Below are 25,300 nucleotides of genomic sequence, written 5' to 3' on the forward strand. Positions count from 1 at the left end.
ATCGGCTCAGGTCTTGAACTTCACGCCGACGTCGACGCCGCGCTGCCAGACCAGCTCGACCTGCTCGCGGCGCGTGCCGAACTTGATCTCGAATTCCTTCGGGATCGGGTGCGGCGCGTGCAGCTTGATCCTGAGCCCGCCATCGGACATGTCGCGGACCAGGCAATCGATGGTCGAACGGCCGTTGTTCAGCACGATTTCGCCGCCGAGAAGCGCGCGGCGCCGCGGGCTCTTGCGTTGATCGACTTGAACGGACAGTTGCATGACCGCCTCCTGCGGAAGTCACGAGCTTACGGCACGGGAGAAAACAAAGCGTTACCCGGACCATCGCAATCTCGCGCCATCCTTGCGCGTTCTCCCCGGCGCGGCCGTTCCGCGTTAGAGCGGCATCCGATCAGATTGGATCGGATGCCGCTCCAGCCTATTTGTAAACGCAAGCCCTTTTCCGATCGGAGTGAATCACTCCGATCGGGCCTTGCTCTAGCCGGCGATTGACCGGGTCCGCCGGTTCGGCAATCGTCCGGGCGACAGAAACACGCCGAACGACGGCGGGAGGAGCGAACAATGAAAGTGGCACTCGTCGGCATCGGCAAGATCGCACGCGACCAGCACGTGCCGGCGATCGCGGATAGCGGCGACTGGGAACTCGCCGCGACGGTCAGCCGCTCCGGATCGGTGACCGGCGTCGCGGCGTTCCACGACTATGACGCCATGCTCGCGGAGCGGACCGACATTCCGGTCGTGTCGCTCTGCCTGCCGCCGCAGCCGCGGTTCGACTATGCGCTGAAGGCGATCCGTGCCGGGCGCCACGTCATGCTGGAGAAGCCGCCGGGCCAGACCCTCGCGGAGGTCCATACGCTCGCCGCGGAGGCCGAGAAGGCCGGTGTGACGCTGTTCGCGACCTGGCATTCGCGCATGGCGCACGGCGTCGCGCCGGCCAAGGCCTGGCTCGCCGACAAGACCATCACCAAGGTCACGGTCACCTGGAAGGAGGATGTCCGCCGCTGGCATCCGGGCCAGGACTGGGTGTTCGAGCCGGGCGGCATGGGCGTGTTCGACCCGGGCATCAACGCGCTGTCGATCGTGACCGAGATCCTGCCGATGCCGATCCGGCTGACCGCCGCCGTGCTCGAATTCCCGGCCAACCGCCACACGCCGATCGCGGCCAATCTGACCTTCTCGGACGGCGTCTCGGCCGTGTTCGACTGGCGCCAGGAGGGTCCGCAGACCTGGGACATCACGGTTGAAACCACCGCGGGGCGGCTCGACCTCCATGACGGCGGCGCGCGGCTCGTCATCGACGGCGCGCCGGCCGCCGCCGGGCCGGATCGTGAATATGCCGGCCTCTATGCCCGCATGGCCGAGCTGGTGAAGGCCGGCGCCTCCGACGTCGATGCGACGCCGCTCGTGCACGTCGCCGACGCCTTCATGCTCGGCAGCCGGCGCACCGTGCTGCCGTTCGAGTTCTGAGGTGCGGACGGCCGGACTTCAGGCGTCCAGATCTCAGGCCGTGGGCGCGAGCACGCCGGCCGCGGTCGTGGCCGGCGCGAACTCGATCCGACGGCCGGTCTCGCCGTCGAACAGATGCAGCGCCGCCGGCGGCAGCGTCACGTCGTAGGCCTCGGGCACGGCGCGGCCGACGGTCGGCGGGGTCTGCACGACCAGATCCTGGCCGGCGAACCGGCCATGCGCCAGCGCATGCGAGCCGAGTTGCTCGACGAAATGCGCCTCGAGGCGGAATGCCGCCGGGTCGGCACCAATCGCGACATCCTCCGGGCGGATGCCGAGCGTGACCTTGTGGCCGGCCGGCAGGCTATGCGGGCGGGTCGCGACGGTGATGCCGCCGGCGAAACCGAGCGTGGTCGCATCGACGACGGCGCCGTCGATGAGGTTCATCGGCGGCGAGCCGATGAAGCCGGCGACGAAGCGCGACGCCGGCTTGGCGTAGAGCTCGGCCGGCGCGCCGACCTGCTCGATCCGGCCGCCGTTCAAGAGCACGATCCGGTCGGCGAGCGTCATCGCCTCGACCTGATCGTGGGTGACGAAGATCGAGGTCGCGCGCAGGCGATTGTGCAGCTTGCGGATCTCGATGCGCATGTGGACGCGCAGCTTGGCGTCGAGGTTCGACAGCGGCTCGTCGAACAGGAAAACCTCCGGCTCGCGGATCATGGCGCGGCCCATGGCGACGCGCTGACGCTGGCCGCCCGAGAGCGCGGCCGGCTTGCGGTCGAGATAGGGTTCGAGCGCCAGCGTCTCGGCGACGGCGCGGACCTTGGCCACGCGCTCGGCCTTGCGCATGCCCTGGACCTTCAGCGCGTAGCCGATGTTCTCGGCGACCGTCATGTGCGGGTAGAGCGCGTAGTTCTGGAACACCATGGCGCAGCCGCGCTCGCGCGGCTCCAGGCGGTTCACGACCTTGCCGGCGATGGCGATTTCGCCGCCGGTGATCTCCTCGAGACCGGCGATCATGCGCAGCAGCGTCGACTTTCCGCAGCCGGACGGGCCGAGGATCACGATGAACTCGCCCGAGGCGATCTCGAGATCGATGCCGTGCACGATCGCCGTCTTGCCGTAGTGCTTCACCGCCCGGCGGATGGAGATGTCGGCCATGGATTGCGTCCTCGTGAGGGTCGGAGGAAAGGGCTCGATGGGGGCGTTGCGTGGCGCGCGGCGATCACTTCTCGGTCGCGACGAGGCCGCGGACGAAGAAGCGCTGCATCAGCGCGACGACGAGAAGCGGCGGGGCGATCACGATCAGGCAGCCGGCCATGGCGATGTTCCAGTCCGGCGTGCCGCCGCCGGTGGAATCGCCGGTGCGCGGGATCAGCTCGCCGAGCGCGGTGACGGCGGTGCCGAAGGCGGCGCGGTCGGTGGTGATCAGGAGCGGCCAGAGGTACTGGTTCCAGGCGTAGAGGAACATGATGGTGAACAGCGCCGCCATGTTGGTCACCGACAGCGGCAGCAGGATCTCGCGGAAGAACCGCAGCGGGCCGGCGCCGTCCATCTTGGCGGCCTCGACCAGTTCGTCGGGCAGCGTCATGAAGAACTGGCGATAGAGAAACGTGCCGGTCGCGGTCGCGACCAGGGGCAGGATCAGACCGGTGCGGCTGTTCAGCAGGTTCCATTCGAGCGCGAAGCGGACGCCGCTCAGCGTCTCGATCAGGTCGGTCAGGCCGATCGTGTCGGCGATGATCTGGAACGGCCCGAGCGCATTGGCGGCGACCGCGTAGGTCGGCACGATGCGCACCTCGAGCGGCAGCATCAGCGTGACGAAGATCAGCCAGAACACGATCATCCGGCCGGGGAAGCGGAAGAACACCAGGCCGAAGGCGGTGATCGCCGAGATCAGCACCTTACCGCCGGCGACGCCGACCGCCATGATCATGCTGTTGACGAGCTTCACGCCGAAGTCGGCGCGGGTCCAGGCTTCGACGAGGTTGGCCCAGAGCTGATCGCCGGGCACGAAGCCGATCGGCGGCTCGTTGATCTGCTGCAGCGTCAGGGTCGAGGCGACGAAGACGAGCCACATCGGCACGAACACGATCGCCAGACCCATGAGCAGGATCACATGGGTCATCGCGTTGAGCACGGGCGTGCGTTCGATCATGGCGCGGTCCTCACTTGTAGTGCACGCGCCGCTCCATCCAGCGGAACTGAACCGCCGTGAGCAGCATCACCAAGGCCATCAAGAGCACCGACTGAGTGGCGGCGCCGGAATAGTCGAGGCCGCGGAAGCCATCGAAATAGATCTTGTAGACCATGAGGTTGGTCGCGCGGGACGGACCGCCGTGCGTGGTCATGTCGATGATGCCGAAGCTGTCGACGAAGCTGTCGGTCAGGTTGATCACGACCAGGAAGAAGAAGGTCGGCGCGAGCAGCGGGATCTGCAGATCCCACATGCGGCGCAGCGGACCGGCGCCGTCCATGGCCGACGCCTCGATCATCGAGCGCGGGATCGCCTGCAGGCCGGCGAGGAAGAACAGGAACGAGTAGGCGACGTATTTCCAGCTATAGGCGAGGATGACCATGACCATGGCCTGCCAGCCGAGCTGGTAGGGATCCCAGAGGCCGGGGTAGATCTTGTTCAGCGCCGCGAAGACGCCGGCTTCCGGCGCGAACAGGAAGCGGAAGGCCACGCCCGCGGCCGGTGCCGCGACCGCATAGGGCCAGACCAGCGCGGTCTGGTACCACTTGTGGCCGCGCAGCTGGCGATCGCAGAACAGCGCGAACAGGAGACCGAGGCCCATCGACAGCGCGGTCGCGCCGAAGGCGAAGACCAGGCTCATCACGATGGATTCCCAATAGGCGACGTCGCCTAGCACGGCCTTGAAATTGTCGAGGCCGACGAAGGTGTTGCCGCCACCCCAGGGCTGTTCCAGCGTGAAGGCCCAGTAGAGCGCGCCGCCCGCCGGCCAATAGAAGAACACGAAGACGAGCAGGATCTGCGGCACGACCAGCAGGGCGCCGAGCCACGCCGCCTTGAAACCGACCCTGCGATCCATCGTTCATCTCCCTCGTCGACCGCGCCAATAGGCGCCACACGGACGTGCTTCCAAACGCTACGCCCGGCGGAGGCCGCCGGGCGGGGAACGCGAGACCTCAGGTCCGGCGCGACGAGGCCGCGCCGGAGCCGAAACCGCCGATCACGGCAGTTCCTTGCCCTGGTAGGTCTTCTCGAAGCGGCGCAGGATGACGTTCGAGCGCTCGGTCGCGGCATCGAGGCCGGCCTGGACCGCGACCTTGCCGGCGAAGATGTCGGTCAGGGCGTCGCGGAATTCCTTGCGGATCTGGATGAAGCCGCCGAGGCGGATGCCGCGCGAGTTCGGAACGACCTCCGAGGCGGTCAGCGAGGCGAGCGCGAGCTCGCGGCCCTTGTACTGCGGCTGGTCGTAGAAGCCCTTCGACTTCATGTAATCGAAGCCGGTCTTCGTCACCGGGATGTAGCCGGTGCGGGTCGACCAGAATTCGGCCGATTCCGGCTTGGCGATGAAGTTGAAGAACGCGGCCGCGGCCTTGTACTCGTCCTTCGACTTGCCCTGCAGCACCCAGAGCGAGGCGCCGCCGACGAGGCTGTTCTTGCGCTCGGTGCCTTCGAACACCGGCAGCATCGCCACGCCCCACTCGAGGCCCGGTTTGGCGGTCTTGGTAACGGTGCCGTGGTCGCCGACCGAGGTCATCATCATCTGGCATTCGCCCGAGGTGAAGGCCTGGATGATGTTGGCACCGGTCTCCGGCAGCTTGATCTTGTAGAGGCCCTCGTCGAGGCCCTTCTTCAGGAACTTGATGTAGTCGACGAACTTGGTCTTGTTGACCACGAGCTCGGCCGACAGGCTGTCATAGCCGTTGTTCTTGGTCGCGATCGGCTGGTTGTGGATCGCGGAGAACTGTTCGAGCAGCGTCCACGTGTCGTAGTTGAGCGCCATCGAGCACTCGACGCCCTGCGCCTTCATCGCCTTCGAAGCGGCCTCGACCTCTTCCCAGGTCTTCGGTGCCTCGGTCTTGCCGATCTTGGCGAAGGCAGCCTTGTTCCAATAGAGGAGCGCGGTCGAGGAGTTGAAGGGGAACGAGTAGAGCTCGTTCTTCGAGTTGGCGTAATAGTTGGCGATGCCCGGGAAATAGTCGTTCCAGGCGATCTTGTAGCCGGCGTCTTCCATCAGGCTCTTGGCGGGCACGAAGGCGCCCGAGAGCATCAGGTCGAGGGTGCCGGCGTCGAACACCTGCACGATGGTCGGCTGCTTCTTGGCGCGGAACGCGGCGATGGCGTTCTGCACGGCCGCGTCATAGGACCCCTGCGACGGGCAGGCGATCTCATACTGGTCCTGCGAGGCGTTGAAGCGCTGGCAGACCTCGGTGACGGCGTCGCCGAGGTCGCCGGTCAGGCCCTGCCACATTTCGATCTTGATGCGGTCGGCGGCGTTGGCCGCGCCCGCACCGAGCATGAGAGCCGCAGTGGCGGCGAAAAGGGTCCGTTTCATGGGTCGGCGGTCCTCGTGTCATGAGGGTTGGCCCGGCTCCGGGCCGGGTCTGCGCGACCCATAGTCGGGTGACATGACGGTTCCGCCACGGTCGCGTGACACTCCTGTGACGGCTACGGATCCTCGCGTCGGAACCGCCGATCGATGCCAACGCCGCCCTCGGACGCGGTCGGATCGGCAGCCCAGATCGAAATCCACAATTAACGAACAATGTCGGAATATTGCCTTTTATTGTTCAACAAATGGATGCCAAACAGTTCGCGATTTCTGGACTTCTGGGCGCGGCGGGTCGAGAGCATATTCACCTCACCACAGCGCGAGACGGCGACGAGATCGCCGCAAGCGACTGTCTCAACAAGGAGATTGAGCCATGACCTTCGTTCGCACCACCATCGCCGTCGTCGCCTTCGCCGCTTCGGCCACCACCGCCTTCGCCGACGTCGCCACCGATGCCGACCGCGCCGCCTTCTACCGCGCGCTGAACGGCGCCCCCGTCGCCGCGACCGTCATCGAAGGCCGTCAGGCCGCCACCACGACCCGTCCGGCCGGTCTCTCCGAGGCCGACGCGCTGCGCCTGCAGGTCGTCGCGGGCCGCCAGAACCCGAACCACTGAACGCGCATACGGGCGGCTCGCCGCTCGACATCTCCCGTGGGACGGCCCGGGCGGCGCGGCATCCGCCCCCGATCCGGCCGTTCCGGCCCTCCCGCGAGACAAAGCAAGACGGCGCCCGTTCGGGCGCCGTTCGCGTTTGTCGACCAGGCAGGGGCGTCACGTTCAGCGCCGGAGCGCGCCGTTCGGACGCATGACCGACGCCGGCGCGACGTCTCGGCCATCTCCGAGCCGACCATCGCCAGGCCCGCTCACTCCGGGACCGGCACGACCATCGTGTGCTTGACCCGGCTCAGCGCGAAGCTCGACTCGATCGAGGCGACGCCGGTCAGCCGCGACATCTTCTCCTTGATGAAGCGCTCGTATTCGCCGAGGCTGCCGACCACGATGCGCATCAGGTAGTCGCGCGTGCCGGTCATCAGGTAGCACTCCATCACCTCCGGCCAGGTCGCGACCGCGGCATTGAACCGCTCGAGCTCCTCCTCGCGCTGCCGCTCCAGCCGCACCGAGGCGAAGACGTTGACCTCGAGCCCGACCCGGTTCTGGTCGACCACCGCGACATAGCCCGAAATGATGCCGCGCTCTTCGAGCAGCTTGACGCGCCGCAGGCACGGCGACGGCGACAGACCGACCCGGCCGGCGAGCTCGGTGATGGTCAGGCGGCCGTCCTTCTGCAATTCGGACAGGATGCGGCGGTCGATGCGATCGAGCGCGATATTGGCGTCATTTGCCACGGATGGGCTCCTTCACGCGATTTCCTGCCACGATAAATCGCTTCACGCGGCAAGAATGGCAACAAGATGCGTGGTTCCCCGGCTAATCTCGCCGAAACCGCCGAGGTGCACCGATGAGCGCTGCCGATCCCCGCCTGCCCTATCTCGCCGAAATCGAGCGCCGCGCGCTCTGGCTCGCATCCTGGACCATCCACAACGCCAACCATCTGCGCGCGGGCGGCGAGGTGAAGGTCGGCGGCCATCAGGCCTCGTCAGCATCGATGGCGACGATCATGACCGCGCTCTACCTCGGCACGCTGAAGCCGGAGGACCGTGTCGCGGTGAAGCCGCATGCCTCGCCGATCTTCCATGCGCTGCAGTATCTCGCCGGCAACCAGACGCTGGAAAAGCTGCGGAATTTCCGCGGCTACAAGGGCGCACAGAGCTATCCCTCGCGCACCAAGGACGTCGACGACGTCGACTTCTCGACCGGCTCGGTCGGCCTCGGCGTGGCGCAGACGCTGTTTTCCTCGCTGGTGCAGGACTATGTCCGCGCCCACGGTCTCGGCGGCGACCGGCCGGAGGGCCGCATGGTCGCGCTCGTCGGCGACGCCGAGATGGACGAGGGCAACATCTACGAGGCGTTGATCGAGGGCTGGAAGCACGGCCTGCGCAATTGCTGGTGGGTGGTGGACTACAATCGCCAGAGCCTCGATGCGGTCGTGCGCGAGGGTCTGTGGGAGCGGTTCGAGAAGATGTTCGCCGGCTTCGGCTGGGACGTGGTGATCGTGAAGTACGGCCGCCTGCAGGAGGCCGCCTTCGCTGAAGCCGGCGGCGCGGCGCTGAAGCGCTGGATCGATGAATGCCCGAACCAGCTCTATTCGGCGCTAGTGTTCCAGGGCGGCGCGGCGTTCCGCAAGCGCCTGCTCGACGATATCGGCGACCAGGGCCCGGTGACCGCGCTGATCGAGCGTCGCTCGGACGCCGAACTCGCCGCGCTGATGGGCAATCTCGGCGGCCACGATCTGCCGTCGCTGCTCGACGCCTTCGCCGCCGCCGCGACCCACGACCGGCCGACGCTGTTCATCTGCTACACGATCAAAGGCTTTGGCCTGCCGCTCGCCGGCCACAAGGACAACCATGCCGGCCTGATGACGCCGACACAGGTCGAAACGCTGCGCCAAGCACTCGGCGTGCGCACCGGCCATGAGTGGGACAAGTGGGAGGGCGCGACCCTGCCGGCGGCCGAGTTGCAGCGCTTCGTCGACACCGCGCCGTTCTTCGCGAAGGGCCGGCGCCGGCTCGCCGCGGCCCGCGTCGCCGTGCCGGCGGCCCTGCCCTGCCCCGCTCCTGGCGGCAAGCCGGTCGCGACGCAGACCGGCTTCGGCCAGATCCTCAACGAGATCGCGCGCGACACCTCCGATCTCGCCGCGCGCATCGTGACCATGGCGCCGGACGTCACCGTCTCGACCAACCTCGGGGCCTGGGTGAACCGGCGCGGCCTGTTCGCCCGCGAGACGATGGCCGACACGTTCAAGGCCGAGCGGATTCCCTCGACCTACGCCTGGGAGTTCTCGCCGTCGGGACAGCATCTGGAACTCGGCATCGCGGAATCGAACCTGTTCATCGCCCTGTCGGCCTTCGGCCTGTCGGCGTCGATCGACGGCGCGCGGCTCCTGCCGATCGGCACGGTCTACGACCCGTTCATCCTGCGCGCCGCCGATCAGCTCAACTATGCCTGCTATCAGGACGCCCGCTTCATGCTGGTCGCCACGCCCTCGGGCGTGACGCTGGCGCCGGAGGGCGGCGCGCACCAGTCGATCGCGACGCCGTTGGTCGGCATGGCGCAGGACGGGCTCTGCGCCTTCGAACCGGCCTTCGTCGACGAACTCGCCGTGATGATGCGCTTCGGCTTCGACTACATGCAGCGCGACGGGGCGGCCGAGCCGGACGCGCGCACCTGGCTGCGCGATGCGACCGGCGGCTCGGTCTACCTGCGCCTGTCGACCCGGCCGGTCGAACAGCCGCTCCGGACCATGACGCCCGCGCTCGAAGCGTGACATCATCGACGGCGCCTATTGGATGCGCGAACCCGGTCCGAATGCCGAGGTCGTCATCGCCTATACCGGCGCCGTTGCTCCCGAAGCGATCGAGGCGGTCGGGCTGATGGCCGAGGACCGGCGCGACGTCGGCCTGCTCGCGATCACCTCGGCCGACCGGCTCAACGCCGGCTGGACCGCGGCGCAGCGCGCCCGCGAGGACGGGCTCGCCCATGCCGAGAGCCACATCGAACGCCTGTTCGCCGGCCTGCCGCGCCATTGCGGCCTCGTCACGGTCGTCGACGGCCATCCGGCGACGCTCGCCTGGCTCGGCTCGGTCGCCGGCCATCGCACGCGCTCGCTCGGCGTCGAGCACTTCGGCCAGACCGGCACGATCGCCGATCTCTACCGCCACTACGGCATCGATGCCGACGGCATCATGCGCGCGGCGCGCGGCCTGACCGGCGGCCGGCCGATCCGCTACGCGGCGGCGTGAGCCGCGGCGATCGCCGAGCCCGCTCCCTTGAACGAGGCGTCGCCGCCGGTCGCGGCGACGCCTCCTTTCTTTGTTCGTCCCCGGGGCACATGGCCGCCATTTGCGCCAGGAACGCCCGATCGCGCCCATGAAATGAGCAGGCCGAACCCCGAAACTCGGCTCGCCTCTTCGGAATGTTCAGCCGCCGTCTCCGCCTTCTAGGCTCCTGGAGCCGAGCCGTGTCGCCGCCGACGTGCGGGCCGCGACCGCCGGCTTCGTGTCAGGACCGGAGACGTCGATGCCCGCCAACCGCTTCCATCTTTCCTGGTTTCTCCAAGGGTCGAGCATTCAGGCCTGGGGCGCGCCCTGGACCGGCAACATCTCCGAGCAGTGGATGAACCCGACCATGTTCCTCGACCTCGTCAGGGCGATGGAGCGAGCCTGCATGGACTACATCCTGGTCGAAGATTCGATCTATATCGGCCAGAACTGGAAGAACTCGCGCGAGATCTTCCTGACCAACGGCATGTCGGTGCCGCGGCAGGAGCCCTCGGTCGTCGCGACGCTGATGGCGGCGGCGACGACCCGGCTCGGCATCGTGCCGACGCTGTCGACCTTCGCCTATCACCCCTACCTGACCGCCCGCATCATCGGCTCGCTCGATCAGGTCTCCGGCGGCCGCGCCGGCTACAACATGGTGACCGGCTCGTCCGATCTGTCCGGCCAGAACTTCGGCCTCGACCAGCTGCCCGAGCATGACCATCGCTACGAGATGGCCGACGAGTACATCCAGATCTGCAAGCAGCTCTGGGGCTCGTGGGAGCCCGGCGCGATCGTCGCCGACCGCAAGTCGGGCGTGCTGATCGACCACACCAAGGTCCACCAGATCGACTTCAAGGGGCAGTACTATTCCTCGCGCGGACCGCTCAACTCCGGGCCCTGCCCGCAGGGCCAGCCGGTGATCGCGCAGGCCGGCGGCTCGGCCAAGGGCAAGGACTTCGCGGCCCGCTACGCCGACACGATCGTCTGCTCGGCCAAGGGCGTCGATGCGATGAAGGCCTATCGCGACGAGATCCGCGCGCTGATGACCAAGTACGGCCGCGATCCGGACACCTGCAAGATCCTGTTCCTGATCTCCCCGGTGGTCGGCTGGACGCAGTCGGAGGCCGACGAGATCCAGGCCCGCCGTGTCGCGGAAGCCGCGTCGAACCTCGATGTGCGGCTCGCCCAGCTCGGCTGGAGCACCAACATCGACTTCTCCGGCTTCGACCTCGACCAGCCGGTCGGCGAGCTTTCCACCAACGGACACCAGTTCAGCCTCGCGCAGTTCCTGCGCAAGGCAGGCAAGAGCACGCTGCGCGAGGCGATCGTCGACCACTCGACCAGCGGCTACGGCCTGTCGCTGGTCGGTACGCCGGCAAGCATCGCCGACCAGCTCGACGAGTGCATGCAGGCCGTCGGCGGCGACGGTTTCCTGATCGCCCTGCCGGACGTCAGCCGCCGCTCGGTCGCGACCATCACCGACGGGCTGATCCCGGAGCTGCAGCAACGCGATCTCGTCCGCCGCGCCTATGCCCATGAACAACTGCGCGACAACCTGCTCGAATTCTGAGGTGTCAGGTCCAGGCAACCGCCTCGACCGCGCTTAATAAAGATCACTAGCCGCACCTCTTCGGTCTCCAATCGAGACACGAAGCGGCGCGGCTTTGTTATTTTTAAACTTATGCTGCACTGCCGAAAATATAGACATCATCACTTGGTTTTTAATCAGAAATAATCTTGACCGCTAGGGAAATCACTTACCTAATTCATGTGTGCTTGGACATGGCGTCCGGCCGTTTCTTCTTCTCGAGAGATGGCCGGTCGGGTCCCGACGTCCGAAACGCGAGGATAATCGACCATGAAAGACGCGTTCCCCTTCCGTCGTACCGGCGCCGCGATCCGCCGGACCCTGATCGCCTTCTCGCTCCTCGGCACCGGCGGGGCCATGGCCGAGACGCTCAAGTTCGGCAACGAGGGCGTCTATCCGCCGTTCAGCATCCTGTCGAGCGACGGCAAGCTGACCGGCGTCGAGCCGGATCTGGCGCGCGAGATGTGCAAGCGCATGAAGGTCGAGTGCGAAGTCGTCGCCATGGACTTCAAGGCGCTGATCCCGTCGCTGCTGCAGGGCAAGTTCGACGGCATCACCACGCAGCTGTCGCCGACGCCGGAACGCAAGGAGAAGCTCGCTTTCGGCATCCCGCTGTTCCTCAATCCCGGCACCTTCGTCGTGCCGAAGTCGAGCAGCTACACCTTCACCAAGGCCGGCCTCGCCGGCAAGGGCATCAAGCTCGGCGTGCAGCGCGGTTCCTCGATGGTGAAGTATTCCGAGGCCATGCTCGGCGACAGCGTCGCCTATGTCTTCTACGACAACCCTGACCAGATGAAGCTCGACCTCCTGGCCGGCCGCATCAACGCGGTGTTCGACTCGAAGATCAACTGGACGCTCGAGCTGATCTCCAAGCCGGAAGGCAAGGACTGGAAGCTCGACGGCGGCGACCACTGGACCGGCGATCCGAGCGTGCCGGAGGCCGAGCGCGGCTACAGCTGGGTGGTCAAGAAGGGTGACGAGGCGCTGCTGAAGCGCATGGACGCGGCCCTGACCGAGATGATCAAGGACTGCACCTACACCACCATCCGCAAGAAGTACCTCGACATCACCACGCTGCCCGCCGAGGCGCATTGCGTGAAGTGAGGTTTCCGCACGACGGCGCTCCGGCGCCGTCGTTTGCGGGCGGCGCGGGCACGGGTCGGGTCCGCTCGCCTTCCGGCGCGACCTCCATCCGGGGAGAGACCGATGGCGCTCAGTTCGGAACAATTCGCCGGATACATGCGCCAGATGGCCGGCGGCGCGCTGATCACGATCGAGCTGTTCGCGGCGAGCTTCGCGCTGGCTTTGCTCTTCGGCACCCTGATCGGCATCGTGACGCAGACGCGCAACCCCGTCGTGCGCGCGCTCTGGAAGACCTACGCCTCGATTTTCACCGGTGTGCCGTCGCTCCTGGTGATCTTCCTCGTCTACTACGGCGGCAGCGCGATGATGACCGCGCTGTTCGGCCGGGCAAAGCCATTCGAGGTGACGCCGTTCGGCGCCGGGCTCGTGTCGCTCACCATCGTCTATGCGGCCTATGTCGCGGATCTCGTGCATGGCGCGGTCCAGAACCTGCCGCGCGGCCAGTTCGAGGCCGCCGCCGCGCTGGCGATCCGGCCGCGCCACGCCTGGATCTATGTGATCCTGCCGCAGCTCGCGCGTCTGGCGCTGCCGGGGCTCATCAACGTCTGGCTGGTCATGCTGAAGGACACGCCGCTCGTGTCGCTCGCCGGGCTCAACGACATCGTCGCGCATTCGAAGCTCGCCGCCGGCGCCACCAAGGAGCCGTTCGTGTTCTTCGTGATCGCATCCCTGTTCTTCATCGCCTTCAGCTGGGTCTCGCTCGCGGCGACCCGCCGGCTCGAGATGCGGCTCGCAAGCGGCATGGCGGAGGTGAAGTCATGAGCGCCCTGCCGATCGACCTCGCGCTCGCCTGGCGCAGCCTGCCGGCCATGTTCGGGGGGCTCGCGACGACGATCGCCCTCGTGCTGATCGTGCTGGTGACCGGGCTCCTGCTCGCGATCCCGGTCAGCGTGGCGCGGATGTCGCGCAACCCGATCGCGAACATCCCGGCGGCGGCGTTCGTGGTGTTCTTCCGCGGCGCGCCGCTCCTGATCCTGCTCTATTTCGTCTACTACGGCTTCGGACAAGTCGAGGCGATCCGCAACGGGCCGCTCTGGCTCGTGTTCGGCAACGCCTTCGCCTGCGCGGTGATCGGGCTCACCTTCAACCATGCCGCCTTCATGGTCGAGGTGATCCGCGGCAGCCTGCAGGCAGTGCCGGCGGGTCTGGTCGAGGCGGCCTCGGCGCTCGGGCTGACCCCGCGCGAGACGCTGGTCCATATCAGCGGGCCGCTGGCGATCCGCTACGGGCTCAAGGCCTACCTCAACGAAATCATCATGTTCATCAAGGGCACGGCGGTGGTCGGCGTCATCACGGTGACCGACCTCACCGCCGTCGCCAACGGGTTGTTCGAGGAGACCTACGACCCGTTCACGCCGATGCTGACGGCGGCCTTCTTCTACTGGGCGCTGGTCAACGTGATCCGCATCGCATTCGAACGGGTCGACCGGCGCCTGGCGCGCCATCTGGTCCGCACCGGGCCGGTGGCCGAGCCCACCAGCGTGGCACCGGCCGGCCGTACGGTCCACTCCAGCCCCGCACCCGCGCCGACGATCAGCACCACCGCGCCCGCCGCCCAGCTACAGAAGGAACAGGTGCCGTGACCGTTCAGACCCTGCCGATCGCCCCTCCGCGCAGCGAAGCCCGGCCGATCGCGGTCGAGATGACCGCGGTCGACAAGTGGTACGGCTCGTTCAAGGCGCTGAACCAGATCGACCTCACCGTCGCGCGCGGCGAGAAGATCGTGGTCTGCGGCCCCTCGGGTTCGGGCAAGTCGACGCTGATCCGCTGCATCAACCGGCTGGAACCGCACGATGCCGGGCGCATCGTCGTCAACGGCATCGAGGTGAACGGCTCGGCGATCAGTACCCAGGACGTTCGCCTGTCGGTCGGCTTCGTGTTCCAGCAGTTCAACCTGTTCCCGCACCTGACGGTGCTCGAGAACTGCATGCTGGCGCCGCGGCTGACGCGCAAGATGTCGATCGGCGCGGCCGAGGCGGTGGCGCGGCGCTATCTCGACCGCGTCCATGTCGGCGCGCAGGCGGCCAAGTATCCGAGCCAGCTCTCCGGCGGCCAGCAGCAGCGGGTCGCGATCGCGCGCGCGCTCTGCATGGAGCCGCCGATCCTCCTGTTCGACGAACCGACGTCGGCGCTCGACCCGGAGATGATCAAGGAAGTGCTGCAGGTGATGGAGGATCTCGCCGGCGACGGCACCACGATGATCTGCGTGACCCACGAAATGGGTTTTGCGCGTCGCGTCGCCAATCGCTGCGTGTTCATGGATCGCGGCGAGCTGGTGGAAGAAGCCACGGCGGAGGCCTTCTTCGAGGCGCCGAAGAGCGAGCGGCTGAGGACGTTCCTCGACCAGATCCTGCATTGACGCAGCAAAGGCGGCGCCGCGCTGCGACGCCGCCTCCCACGTTAGGCCAGAAACGAATCCGGTCCGCTCACCCGGCCGGAAAATCCGTCCTGACCTTGCCGCGAAAGAACACCATCGGATCGCCCGTGCCGGCCGCCTTGGCGCCGACCACTGTGCCGATCACGATCGAGATGTCGCCATACGGCACAATCTGAGCGACCTTGCAGTCGAAGGTGCCGAGCGCGGCGGCGAAGACCGGCGCGCCGGTCGCGAGCGTCTCCCACTCGCCGGCGACGAAGCGATCCGCGCCCGACAGGCCGGTCTTTCCCGAGAACGCGTCGGCAACGTGGGTCGCAGTCGCGGGAAGGAAATTGACCGCGAAGGCGCCGCTTTCGACCACGGCGGCGAGCGCGCTGGTCTTCTTGTCGATCGACACGAGCATGGTCGGCGGATCGGCGGCGACATGCGCGGCCGACAGGCCGAGGAACCCGGCCGGACCGTCCGATCCGGCCGCCGTCACGACGGTCATGCCGGTGGCGCGTTCGCCCAGCGTCTTCCAGAAGGTCTTGGCGTCGATCGCCGGAGGGGTCGCCTCGGTCATGGGAACCTCTTGTCGAAATACGGAGAAGGGACGCCGTCAGAGCGAGCGGAACTTGCGTCCGACATAGACGAGGCTCGAGTCTTCCTCGCCCTCGTGCACCGCGACGACCTCGCAGATCAGCACGTCGTGGCTGCCGACCGCGACGACCTGGGTCAGCCGGCATTCGAAGGCGACCGCCGCATCGGCGAGGCGCGGCACGCGCGTCTCGCCCTCGATCCAGACCGCACCCTCGAAGCGCGCCGCCATGTCCTTGACGCCGCCGGAGAACCGCATCGCCAGATCCTCGTGGACCGCCGCGGTCGTGTTCACGCACAGGAGGCCAGAATTGACGATCGGCAGATAGGACTGCGTGCCGCGATTGATGCAGACGAGCAGGGTCGCCGGACTGTCGGTCACGCTGGTGACCGCCGAGGCGGTGAAGCCGCACCAGCCTTCCGGACCGCGGCTCGTGATGATGTTCACCGCGGCGGCGAGCCGCGCCATGCCGTTCCGAAATGCCTGTTTGTCGACGGTCGGAAACGGCAGGCTGCCGGGGGTGCTGTCCAGTCGGGTCGCAAGGGTCATGGCAACGTCTCCTTCGACTTCGGATGCGGCGCTCGAGCAGCGCGGCGTTGGACCACGGCCCGCGGTCCGTTCGGGCTTCAATCCGGGCTCAGAACTCGCGCAAGGTCTCGCGCAGGCTCGACTTGGTGTATTCGGTGCGCACAACACCGAGCCGCTGCAGCTCGGGGACCAGCCCCTCGCAGATGTCGTTGATGTACTGCCGGCTGATCAGCGTCGTGTTCGGCCGCGTGATCAGGAAGCCGTCGCCGCCGACGGCCTCGGCGATCTCCGCCATGCGCTTCGCCACCTGCTTCGGCGTACCGACCAGGCCGTCGAGGCCGCGCGAGACCTGATCGAGGCAGAGCTGGCGCAGCGTCTTGCCCGAGCCCCATTGCGCAAAGGCATCGAGCGAGCCCTGCTCGCCGTTGGTGGTCAGTTTCGGCAGTTCCTCGTCGAGCGCGAACTGCGAGAAGTCGATGTCGGTGATCGAGGAGATCATCGCCAGCACCTTCTCGAAATAGCCCGGCGCCTCGGCGATCGCGTTGAAGCGTTCCCAGGCCTCCTTCTCGGTGGCGCCGATGATCGGCGCGGCCAGGAACAGCACCTTGACGTCATCAGGATTGCGGCCGGCCTCGATCGCCTTGGCGCGCACGTCGTCGCGATAGGCCTTGTTGCCAGCGATGCCCGACGAGGGCGCGATGATCGAATCCGCCGTCTCGGCCGCGAACTTGCGGCCGCGCGGGGAGCCGCCGGCCTGCACGAAGGTCGGCTCGATCTGCGGCCCCGGCGCCACGTTGAGCGGACCGCGGCACTTGAAGAACCGGCCTTCGAAATTGATCGGCGCGACCTTGCGATAGTCGGCGTAGGTGCCGGTCTCATGATCGCGGATCACCGTGTCTGGCGCCCAGGAGTGCCAGAGCGCCTTGCACAGCGCGACATATTCGTCGGCCATGTCGTAGCGCAGGTGGCGGGGCGGCAGGGCGTCCATGCCGAAGTTCTTCGCCGCGAGATCCTCGCCGGACGTGACGATGTTCCAGCCGAACCGGCCCTTGCAGATATGGTCCAGCGTCGTGCAGAGCCGGGCCAGCATGAAGGGCGGATAGGCCATGGTGGAGAGCGTGGCGACCACGCCGAGACGGGTGGTCGAGGCGCCGAGCAGGGCGGCGAGCGGCGCCGGATCGTGCTTCGGCGCCATAATGACGTGCTTCAGATAGGCCTCCGGCGTATGCCCGTAGGCATCGGGGACCATCAGCGTATCCTCGATCATGATGTAGTCGAAGCAGGCCCGCTCCATGGCGCGCGCCATGTCGATGTAGAAGCCGCCGTCGAAGGGCAGGCCGCCGGCCGCGATCGGCCCGTTCCACTCGTCGGGAGTGAAGTTCATGAACCAACCGAGATGGAAGCGTTTGGCGGTCATGGCGGCTCCTCGTCGACGGTGGGGGCGGTGCGGTCCGGACCGGCCTTCCACAGACCGGTCCGACAACTCCGAGCCTAGGATCGGTCCGGCCGCGGCAACTATCTGAAAACAAAGAAGCGCCGATCGGTGCCAGCCGTGCCGCCACATTGGGCAGCCGCGCGGTTCGGGCCGTCTTTATGGGCAACGATCGACGGAACGCGCCGGGACGGCCCGCGGCCGATTGCGATCCAGCCGAGACCGGGCGCGCGCTTCTGACGCAGTGCAGCGCGAATTTGGGTGCATCGCGGTAGCAGCGGCTCGCCCGAATCGCGCGGCGGCTGCGACGGGCCTCGTCGATCCTGCCTTCGGCCCATTGTCGGCCGATCTGGCATGCCGCTTGCGTAGTTTTGCTTAGATCACGGACACTTCGTGATGGGTTGCCACGGTCCGCGGACGGGCGGTGCGTGGACGAGGCCCGGCAGGCGTTACCGATCGCGGTTCCCGCGCCGGGCGCGCAGGCGGGCATCGGGACACCGGAGGTGAGCGGGGTTCATCCATGACCGGTCTCGGACAGCTCCACGATATCGACCTGAAGCTGCTGCGCTGCTTCTGCACCATCGTCGAAGAAGGCAGCTTCGCCGCCGCGCAGTCGACGCTGAACCTGTCGCAGTCGATGCTCAGCGAATACATGAAAACGCTGGAAATCCGGCTCGGCACGCGACTGTGCCAGCGCGGTCCGAAGGGGTTCAAGCTCTACCACGAGGGCGAACTGGTCTATCACGCGGCGAAGGAGCTGTTCTCCTCGGTGGAGGGCTTTCGCCAGAAGGTGACCGCCGTCAACGACGGTTCCGGATACGAGATCTCGCTCGCGATCCAGGACGGCATCATCGAGAGCCCGCGGTCGCGGATCGCCGAGGCGATCGAACGCTTCAGCGAGTATTATCCGAAGGTCACGTTCCATGTGGAACTGATGCTCGGCTTTCGCCTGATGGCGGCGGTCGCCGACGGCACGGTCAATGTCGGGATCGGCCTGCTCTATGACCGATTTCCGCATCTCTCGACCGAGCCGCTCTACGAGGAGACCGTGTATCTCTGCTGCGGCGTCGGGCATCCGCTGTTCGACGCGGCCGAGGACACGCTCGACCGCGAGACGATCGAGGCGGCTGCCTACTGCCATCGCGGCCATCTCGAATTCCTGCATCCACCCGGCGACGGCCATTTCGAACATCGCGGCGATACGGCACACGGCTCCTACGCGCATCTGGCGCTGATCCTGTCCGGGCGCAACATCGGCTACCTGCCGGACCACATGGCGCTCGCCTTCGAGAAGGCCGGCCGGCTCCGCATTCTGCGCGCCGACCTCACCCAGCTGGTCAATCCGGTGGTCGCCGTGACCGGCTCCGCCGCCGTCGACTTCAAGCTCGCGCGCCGCTTCGTCGACTGCCTGATCGACGTGCACATGGAACGGGCCGAGCCGCGCGCGGCGCGGGCCGTCGCCGCGTTGACGCGGGAGTTCGGCCCTCGCGACGGCACCGTCGCGCCCCTGACGGTCGGGCAGGGCGCCTGAGCCCGGAGCGCCCGGCCGCTCCAGCCTATTTGTAAACGCAAGCCTTTTCCGATCGGAGTGAATCACTCCGATCGGGCCTTGCTCTAGTCGGGCTGATCGAGCCCGAGGTAATGCGCCAGATAGTCGTGCAGGGCGTGGGCCGCGTGCGAGGTCGGGCCCTGCGACTTGTAGAGCAGCAAGTCGACCTTCGGCAGCGCCGGAAATCCCTGGTCCGGCATCAGTTCCTTCATGCCCGGCGTCAGCGCGCTGCGGCCGAGAACCGTCAGCGCCATGCCGGAGAAGGCGGCGGCCTGCAGACCGCCGACACTCTCGCTCTCGCAGGCGATGCGCCAGCGCCGGCCGGCCCGCTCCAGACACTCGATCGCATGATCGCGATAGATGTTGCCGGGCGGCAGCAGCGCCAGCGGCACCGGGTCTTCCAGATGGGCCTCGGAATTCTGGCCGGTCATCCAGATCAGCTGTTCCCGGCGCACCACCTGGCCGCCGGTGAAGTCGTTCATGCGCGTGACCAGCGCGATGTCGATCTTGCGGTTCTGCACCATCTCGACCAGCGGCGTCGACAGGGCGCAGCGGAGCTCGACCTTGATGTGCGGGAAGGCCTTGCGAAAGATCGCCAGGATCTCCGGCAGCACGAAGGCGGCATAGAGATCGGGCGTTCCGAGCACCACGTCGCCCTGGATGTCGGGCGACAGCATGCGCGCGAGCAACTCGTCGTGCAGGCGCAGGATCGAGCGCGCATAGGTGACGACCGTCTCGCCGTTCGGCGTCAGCGCCATGCGCCGACCCTCGTGCGTGAACAGCGCCTTGCCGATCACATCCTCGAGCCGCTGCAGTTGCAGCGTGATCGCCGGCTGCGTCCGTCCGAGCCGGCGCGCGGCCTCGGTGATGCTGCCGGCCTCGATCACGGCGAGCAGCGAGCGCAGGACGCGGATATCGAGGCTGATCAGGTTCATGGAGGGGAGGGTCCGCCGCTCGAGCCGATTTTTGTCAGCTCGAAGCAAGTTCCGTGCAGCACGCCGGCAAGGGGTCGGCAGGCCGCTCGGCGGCGGTCACGCCGCCACTTCGCACGGCAACTGCACAAGGAACGACAACCGATCTGCCTCGATGTTCAGCACATTATTCGGCCTTATGGATCGAATTTGTACTTCTCATTTTTCAAAAGAAAATTTTGCACATAGCGTTTTTTCCTAGGTGATCTCCCTGCCATGGCTCCCGAAAAGGCGGATCTCCCTCCAATTCAACTGGACTTCGAGGAGAAATGCTATGTCGACTACGGACAAGACGCCGCCTCAACGTGCCGTTGCAAAGACCAAAGCCGGTCTCGACCGCCGTACTCTTCTGAAGGGCGCGGCCGCTGTTGCCGGCGCCGCGGCCGGCTCGGATGCGATCCGCGGCTTCCCGACCGTCTGGGCGCAGGAAATCAAGGACATCGAACTGCGCCACGTCGGCGTCAGCTACTCGGTCGTCCAGGCGATCGGCGACCAGGCCGCGAAGGATCTCGGCTTCAAGGTCACGATGCAGAACCTCGACACCTCGGCCGCGATCAACCGTTTCATCACCCAGCCGAACACCGTCGACATCGCCGATGTCGAGGGCTGGCAGGCCAAGCTCGCGATCAAGCGCGGCGTGCTGCAGGGCATCGAGCGCAAGAGGATCAAGGAATTCGACAACTTCCTGCCGATCTTCACCAAGGGCGAACTGAACGGTCACAAGATCCCGCGCCAGGGCATCTCGCCCTATGAAGCGCTCTACATCGCCAAGAAGGACGCGACCGAGCTGCATGACGGTGTCGCCGACTGGCTGACCAACATTCCGCAGGTCTACAACGCCGACTCGATCGGCTATCGCCCCGATCTGGTCGGCCACGAAGTGACCGAGTGGAAGGAGCTGATCGATCCGAAGTTCAAGGGCAAGGCCGCGATCCTCGACGTGCCCGCGATCGGGATCATGGACGCCGCGCTCTGCCTGGAGAGCGCCGGGCTGATCAAGTACGGCAACAAGGGCAACATGACCAAGGCCGAGATCGACTTCACGATCAACAAGCTGATCGAACTGAAGAAGTCGGGCCACTTCCGCGCCACCTGGACAACCTTCGACCAGTCGGTGAACCTGATGGCCGCCGGCGAGGTGGTGATCCAGTCGATGTGGTCGCCGGCGGTCGCGGCGGTGCGCGTCAAGCAGATCCCCTGCGTCTACGCGCCGGTCAACATCAAGAACGGCAAGGAAGGCTATCGCGGCTGGTGCAACGGCATGGGCCTGATGAAGCACCTCACCGGCAAGAAGCTCGAAGCCGCCTACGAGTACCTGAACTGGTATCTCTCCGGCTGGCAGGGCGCGTTCGTCAGCCGCTACGGCTATTACAGCCCGGTACCGTCCACCGCCAAGAAGTTCATGTCCGCGGCCGAGTGGGAATACTGGTACGAGGGCAAGCCGTCGCCCGAAGTGGTCAAGGATCCCTACGGCGTCCCGATGGAACCCGTCGGCACCAAGCGCGACGGCGGCTCCTTCATCGACCGCGTCACCAACATCTCGTGCTGGAACACGCTGATGGACGAGGCGGCCTACATGAACCAGCGCTGGAACGACTTCAAGGTCGCCTGACCGGCATTCCGGATAGCTTTCAGCTCTGACAAGTCCCGGCCGTGAACCCTGTGCGGCCGGCCTCCTCCCGCCGGGCCTCCGGCGGGACCAGACCTCCCGGACGCCGCGCCTCCTCTCCCCCCAGGCGGCGTCCGGGATTTTCGCCGGTCTTCCGCGCCCTCCCGGCGCGCCGATCCCACTCCTCCCGGCCTCCGGAGACCCCGACGATGACCCGTCCGACGCGCGCCCAGAGACCCGCCAAGACGCCCGAGACGAGCGGCCGGCGCCGCGACTGGCTCGGCTGGCTCTATATCGCGCCGCTGGTGCTGGTGCTGGTGCCGTTCTTCCTGGCGCCGCTCCTCGCCGTCGTGGCGGCGAGCGTGTTCGAGAGCGACGGTTTCGGCGGCATGACGCCGGCGCTGGATCTCTCGAACTACTGGCAGGTCCTGACCTCGGACCTGACCTTCAATCTCTACTGGTCGACGGCCAAGTTCACCTTCCTGACCTGGCTGTTCAGCCTGATCATCGGCTTCTTCGTCGCCTATTTCCTGGTGTTCCACGTCCGCAATCCACTGCTCGGGCTCGGGCTGTTCCTGCTCTGCACGGTGCCGTTCTGGACGTCGAACATCATCCGCATGATCTCGTGGATCCCGCTGCTCGGAAAGCAGGGCCTGATCAACGAGGCATTGCTCAAGATCGGGCTCATTCACGAGCCGCTCGAGTTCCTGCTGTTCTCGAGCTTCGCGGTCGTGGTCGCCTATGTGCACCAGCTCACGATCTTCATGATCGTGCCGATCTTCAACGCCATGGGCCGCATCGACAAGCGCGTCGTCGAGGCCGCGATCGACGCCGGCGCCAGCCGCTTCGACATCATGCGGCTGATCATCGTGCCCTTGTCGAAGAGCGGCATCGCGCTCGGCTCGATCTTCGTCGTCTCGATCGTGATGGGCGACTTCTTCGTCGTGAAGGTCATGTCCGGCGGCGGCTCGGCCTCGGTGGTCGGCGCCTTCTACGAGGACGTCGGCGTCTTGCAATACCCGAAGGCCGCCGCGAGCGCGGTGATCCTGACCGCGGTCCTGATGGCGGCGGTCGGCCTGATCCTGCGCACCGTCGACATCCGCCGGGAGATCACCCGATGAGCGCCGAGCCGATCGCCGACCGCCCCGCCGCTTTCACCATGGAGCCCGCGATGCCGCGCAAGACCCGCAGCCGCACGAGCCGCGCCGTGGCCCCCTCCAAGGGCGGCCGGCCCTGGACCTTCTATGTGCTCGCGACGCTGTTCGCGCTCTATGTCGCCGCGCTCTATGGACCGATGCTCTGCATCTACATCCTGTCGTTCCAGGACGTGCGCGGCGGATTGGTGTTCCCGGTCAAGGGCTTCTCGCTGCACTGGTTCGTCGAGCTGGTCACCCAGGCGCGCACCGGCGACGTCAAGGGCGCGTTCGATCGCTCGATCAGGCTCGCCGCCGTGGTCACGGTGCTGACGGTGGTGGTCTCGTTCCTCGCGGGACTGGCGTTCCGGCGCCGGTTCCCGGGCGACCGCATCGTGTTCACGCTGATGATCGGCAGCCTGGTCGCGCCCGGCCTCGTGCTCGGCATCGGCGTCGGGCTCCTGTTCAACGCCGCCGGGCTGGAGACGAACTGGTACACGTCCGCGCTCGGCGCGCAGCTCTCCTGGACGCTGCCGTTCGGGGTGCTGGTCATGTTCGCGGTCATGTCGCGGTTCGAGAAGGTCTGGGAGGAGGCCGCGCGCGACCTCGGCGCGACGCGCTGGCAGACGATCCGGCTCGTGATGATCCCGGTGCTGGCGCCCGGTCTGGTCGCGGTCGGCCTGTTCGGCTTCACGCTCTCCTACGACGAGTTCGCCCGCACGCTGCAGACGGCCGGCGCGCTCAACACGCTGCCGCTCGAGATCTGGAGCATGACGCTCAACATCACCTCGCCATCGCTCTACGCGCTCGGCACCGTCACGACCATTGTCTCCTTCGTCATCATCGTCGCGAGCCTCGGCACCATCGCCTGGATGCAGAAGCGCCGCGCCCGTCGTCAGTCCGGTTCCTGAGGAGAACACCAGCCATGGCCAAGGGTCGGGGCGAGATCGAACTCGCCGGTATCGTGAAGAGCTATGACGGCGTCACCCGCGCCGTCGACGGCATCAACCTGAAGATCCCGGACGGCGCCTATTGCTGCTTCCTCGGGCCCTCGGGCTGCGGCAAGACCACGATCCTGCGCATGATCGCCGGTCATGAGGATCCGACCGACGGCGAGATCCTGATCGGCGGCGAGGATGTCGTCGGGCTGGCGCCGGTCGAGCGCCGCACCGCGATGATGTTCCAGTCCTATGCGCTGTTTCCGCACCTGACCGTGCGCGACAACATCGCTTTCGCGCTCCGCGTCCGCGGCATGGCGAAGGCCGAACGGCTCAAGGCCGCCGATGCGATGATCGAGAAGGTCAAGCTCGGCGAACTGGCCGACCGGTTGCCGAACCAGCTCTCCGGCGGCCAGCAGCAGCGCGTGGCGCTCGCCCGCGCCGCGATCACCGAGCCGCGCGTGCTGCTGCTCGACGAGCCGCTCTCCGCGCTGGACGAACAGCTGCGCGTCCAGATGCGCGCCGAGCTGCGCCGCATGCAGCAGGATCTCGGCATCACCTTCGTGCACGTGACGCACACCCAGCAGGAGGCGATCGCGCTCGCCGACATGGTCGTGGTGATGGAGAAGGGGCACATCCGCCAGGCCGGCCCGGCCCGCGACGTCTACGCCTTCCCGAAGGATCGCTACGTCGCCGAATTCCTCGGCGGCCAGAACGTGTTCACGGCCAAGGTCGAGGCGACCGGCGCCGGCGAGGGTTTCGTCACGGTCCGGCCGCCGGACCTGCAGCCGATCCGGGTGCCGGTCGCGCCCGGTCGGGCACCGGACGCCGGCAGCCTCGCCGACATCGCGGTACGCCGCGACGACGTCGCGCTGCTGAAGCCGTCCGAAAGCGTCGATCCGGCGCTCTCGACTCTGCCCGGCCGGGTCCGCGCGCTCGAGTACCAGGGCTCGTTCGTCAAGGTGATGCTCGATCCTGTCGGGCGCGACGAATTCATCGCCTACGTGCCGGAACGCACCTTCTTCGCGACCCCGTTCCAGGTCGGCGACCTCGCGGTCGCCGCCTGGCAGGCCGGTCACGCCCGACTGCTCGCCTGATCCCATCCGAGGAGAGAGACATGAAGATCGAAGTCACGCTCAACGGAGCGACCGTGGTCGACGAGGTCGAGCCGACGCTGCTCGCGGTCGACTGGATCCGCGAGAACCGGCGGCTGACCGGCACGCATGTCGGCTGCGACACCTCTCAGTGCGGCGCCTGCACCATCCTGCTCGACGGCGCCTCGGTGAAGAGTTGCACGCTGCTTGCTTTGTCGCTCGACGGCCGCTCGGTCACCACGATCGAGGGGCTCACGGTCGGCCGCAACGATCTGCATCCGATGCAGGCGGCCTTCCACGAGCACCACGGCCTCCAGTGCGGCTTCTGCACGCCGGGGATGATCATGCGCGCCGTCGATATCGCCAGCCAGGGCGGGCCGCTCGACGAGACGACGGTGCGCCACGCGCTCGAGGGCAACATCTGCCGCTGCACCGGATACCAGAACATCGTCGCCTCGGTGATCGCCGGGGCCAAGACCATGAACGCCGCGACCGTGGGAGAGTGAC

General features: G+C 66.9%; 23 protein-coding genes and 1 pseudogene. 14 read left to right on the forward strand and 10 right to left on the reverse strand.

The features are described 5' to 3' along the window. Positions 1 to 6 precede the first annotated feature (6 nt). Complete coding sequence (locus tag ABS361_18320; protein XBY43989.1) at positions 7 to 264, reverse strand: PilZ domain-containing protein; 258 nt, start codon at positions 262 to 264, stop codon at positions 7 to 9. 300 nt (positions 265 to 564) lie between these two features. On the opposite strand from ABS361_18320, the gene ABS361_18325 reads away from it, so the two are divergent. After that, a complete protein-coding gene (locus tag ABS361_18325) occupies positions 565 to 1,470 on the forward strand; it encodes a Gfo/Idh/MocA family oxidoreductase (protein XBY43990.1) in 906 nt (301 codons plus the stop codon). Between the two features lie 33 nt (positions 1,471 to 1,503). Here the strand turns inward: ABS361_18325 and ugpC are convergent, their stop codons facing one another. The 4 genes from ugpC to ABS361_18345 all read right to left on the reverse strand — a co-directional run bounded on the left by ugpC (position 1,504) and on the right by ABS361_18345 (position 5,975). Then, a complete protein-coding gene (gene ugpC / locus ABS361_18330) occupies positions 1,504 to 2,610 on the reverse strand; it encodes a sn-glycerol-3-phosphate ABC transporter ATP-binding protein UgpC (GenBank protein XBY43991.1) in 1,107 nt (368 codons plus the stop codon). Positions 2,611 to 2,674: 64 nt separating this feature from the next. Then, positions 2,675 to 3,607 (reverse strand): ABC transporter permease subunit, encoded by a 933-nt coding sequence (locus tag ABS361_18335; protein ID XBY43992.1) that lies wholly within the window; start codon positions 3,605 to 3,607, stop codon positions 2,675 to 2,677. A gap of 10 nt (positions 3,608 to 3,617) precedes the next feature. Beyond that, entirely contained in the window at positions 3,618 to 4,502 is an 885-nt protein-coding gene (locus tag ABS361_18340; protein XBY43993.1) for an ABC transporter permease subunit, read from the reverse strand. 141 nt (positions 4,503 to 4,643) lie between these two features. Next, on the reverse strand, positions 4,644 to 5,975 hold the full coding sequence (locus ABS361_18345; protein XBY43994.1) for an extracellular solute-binding protein: 1,332 nt from the start codon (positions 5,973 to 5,975) through the stop codon (positions 4,644 to 4,646). A 370-nt stretch (positions 5,976 to 6,345) separates the two neighbouring features. Here ABS361_18345 and ABS361_18350 point away from each other — a divergent pair, with 370 nt between their 5' ends. Continuing rightward, positions 6,346 to 6,588 (forward strand): hypothetical protein, encoded by a 243-nt coding sequence (locus ABS361_18350; protein ID XBY43995.1) that lies wholly within the window; start codon positions 6,346 to 6,348, stop codon positions 6,586 to 6,588. Between the two features lie 248 nt (positions 6,589 to 6,836). On the opposite strand, the gene ABS361_18355 is transcribed toward ABS361_18350, so the two are convergent. Then, positions 6,837 to 7,319: an Lrp/AsnC family transcriptional regulator gene (locus ABS361_18355; protein ID XBY43996.1), complete on the reverse strand. Its 483-nt coding sequence runs from the start codon at positions 7,317 to 7,319 to the stop codon at positions 6,837 to 6,839. Positions 7,320 to 7,432: 113 nt separating this feature from the next. On the opposite strand from ABS361_18355, the pseudogene ABS361_18360 reads away from it, so the two are divergent. The 6 genes and pseudogenes from ABS361_18360 to ABS361_18385 all read left to right on the forward strand — a co-directional run bounded on the left by ABS361_18360 (position 7,433) and on the right by ABS361_18385 (position 14,944). Further along, positions 7,433 to 9,833 (forward strand): annotated as a pseudogene (locus ABS361_18360) (transketolase). 277 nt (positions 9,834 to 10,110) lie between these two features. Beyond that, complete coding sequence (locus ABS361_18365; protein XBY43997.1) at positions 10,111 to 11,424, forward strand: NtaA/DmoA family FMN-dependent monooxygenase; 1,314 nt, start codon at positions 10,111 to 10,113, stop codon at positions 11,422 to 11,424. Positions 11,425 to 11,712: 288 nt separating this feature from the next. Further along, positions 11,713 to 12,546 carry a transporter substrate-binding domain-containing protein gene (locus ABS361_18370; GenBank protein XBY43998.1) on the forward strand — a complete coding sequence of 278 codons (834 nt, stop codon included), beginning with the start codon at positions 11,713 to 11,715 and terminating at the stop codon, positions 12,544 to 12,546. A 102-nt stretch (positions 12,547 to 12,648) separates the two neighbouring features. Beyond that, positions 12,649 to 13,347 (forward strand): ABC transporter permease subunit, encoded by a 699-nt coding sequence (locus tag ABS361_18375; GenBank protein ID XBY43999.1) that lies wholly within the window; start codon positions 12,649 to 12,651, stop codon positions 13,345 to 13,347. Further along, a complete protein-coding gene (locus tag ABS361_18380) occupies positions 13,344 to 14,168 on the forward strand; it encodes an ABC transporter permease subunit (GenBank protein ID XBY44000.1) in 825 nt (274 codons plus the stop codon). Before ABS361_18375 ends, ABS361_18380 begins: the two co-directional genes overlap by 4 nt. Before the next feature lie 59 nt (positions 14,169 to 14,227). Beyond that, on the forward strand, positions 14,228 to 14,944 hold the full coding sequence (locus tag ABS361_18385) for an amino acid ABC transporter ATP-binding protein (protein XBY46941.1): 717 nt from the start codon (positions 14,228 to 14,230) through the stop codon (positions 14,942 to 14,944). Between the two features lie 67 nt (positions 14,945 to 15,011). On the opposite strand, the gene ABS361_18390 is transcribed toward ABS361_18385, so the two are convergent. From ABS361_18390 to ABS361_18400, 3 genes are all read right to left on the reverse strand, one after another. Next, the gene (locus ABS361_18390; protein XBY44001.1) at positions 15,012 to 15,524 is read right to left on the reverse strand and encodes a flavin reductase family protein; all 513 of its coding nucleotides are present in this window, start codon (positions 15,522 to 15,524) and stop codon (positions 15,012 to 15,014) included. Between the two features lie 36 nt (positions 15,525 to 15,560). Further along, entirely contained in the window at positions 15,561 to 16,088 is a 528-nt protein-coding gene (locus tag ABS361_18395; protein XBY44002.1) for a flavin reductase family protein, read from the reverse strand. Positions 16,089 to 16,176: 88 nt separating this feature from the next. Further along, positions 16,177 to 17,484 carry an NtaA/DmoA family FMN-dependent monooxygenase gene (locus ABS361_18400; protein XBY44003.1) on the reverse strand — a complete coding sequence of 436 codons (1,308 nt, stop codon included), beginning with the start codon at positions 17,482 to 17,484 and terminating at the stop codon, positions 16,177 to 16,179. A gap of 535 nt (positions 17,485 to 18,019) precedes the next feature. On the opposite strand from ABS361_18400, the gene ABS361_18405 reads away from it, so the two are divergent. Next, positions 18,020 to 19,030 carry a LysR family transcriptional regulator gene (locus ABS361_18405; protein XBY44004.1) on the forward strand — a complete coding sequence of 337 codons (1,011 nt, stop codon included), beginning with the start codon at positions 18,020 to 18,022 and terminating at the stop codon, positions 19,028 to 19,030. An 83-nt stretch (positions 19,031 to 19,113) separates the two neighbouring features. Here ABS361_18405 and ABS361_18410 read toward each other — a convergent pair whose 3' ends face one another. Beyond that, positions 19,114 to 19,983, reverse strand: a complete 870-nt coding sequence (locus ABS361_18410) for a LysR substrate-binding domain-containing protein (protein XBY44005.1) — start codon at positions 19,981 to 19,983, stop codon at positions 19,114 to 19,116. 310 nt (positions 19,984 to 20,293) lie between these two features. Between ABS361_18410 and ABS361_18415 the strand changes: the two genes are divergently transcribed. From ABS361_18415 to ABS361_18435, 5 genes are all read left to right on the forward strand, one after another. Next, complete coding sequence (locus ABS361_18415; GenBank protein XBY44006.1) at positions 20,294 to 21,631, forward strand: extracellular solute-binding protein; 1,338 nt, start codon at positions 20,294 to 20,296, stop codon at positions 21,629 to 21,631. 206 nt (positions 21,632 to 21,837) lie between these two features. Further along, positions 21,838 to 22,749, forward strand: coding sequence for an ABC transporter permease (locus ABS361_18420; GenBank protein ID XBY44007.1), 912 nt, complete (start codon positions 21,838 to 21,840; stop codon positions 22,747 to 22,749). A gap of 50 nt (positions 22,750 to 22,799) precedes the next feature. Next, positions 22,800 to 23,672 carry an ABC transporter permease gene (locus ABS361_18425; protein ID XBY46942.1) on the forward strand — a complete coding sequence of 291 codons (873 nt, stop codon included), beginning with the start codon at positions 22,800 to 22,802 and terminating at the stop codon, positions 23,670 to 23,672. A gap of 14 nt (positions 23,673 to 23,686) precedes the next feature. Continuing rightward, a complete protein-coding gene (locus ABS361_18430; GenBank protein XBY44008.1) occupies positions 23,687 to 24,796 on the forward strand; it encodes an ABC transporter ATP-binding protein in 1,110 nt (369 codons plus the stop codon). A 20-nt stretch (positions 24,797 to 24,816) separates the two neighbouring features. Continuing rightward, complete coding sequence (locus ABS361_18435; GenBank protein ID XBY44009.1) at positions 24,817 to 25,299, forward strand: (2Fe-2S)-binding protein; 483 nt, start codon at positions 24,817 to 24,819, stop codon at positions 25,297 to 25,299. Position 25,300 lies beyond the last annotated feature (1 nt).

The organism is Ancalomicrobiaceae bacterium S20 (assembly GCA_040269895.1).
GTDB lineage: Bacteria > Pseudomonadota > Alphaproteobacteria > Rhizobiales > Ancalomicrobiaceae > Methyloraptor > Methyloraptor flagellatus.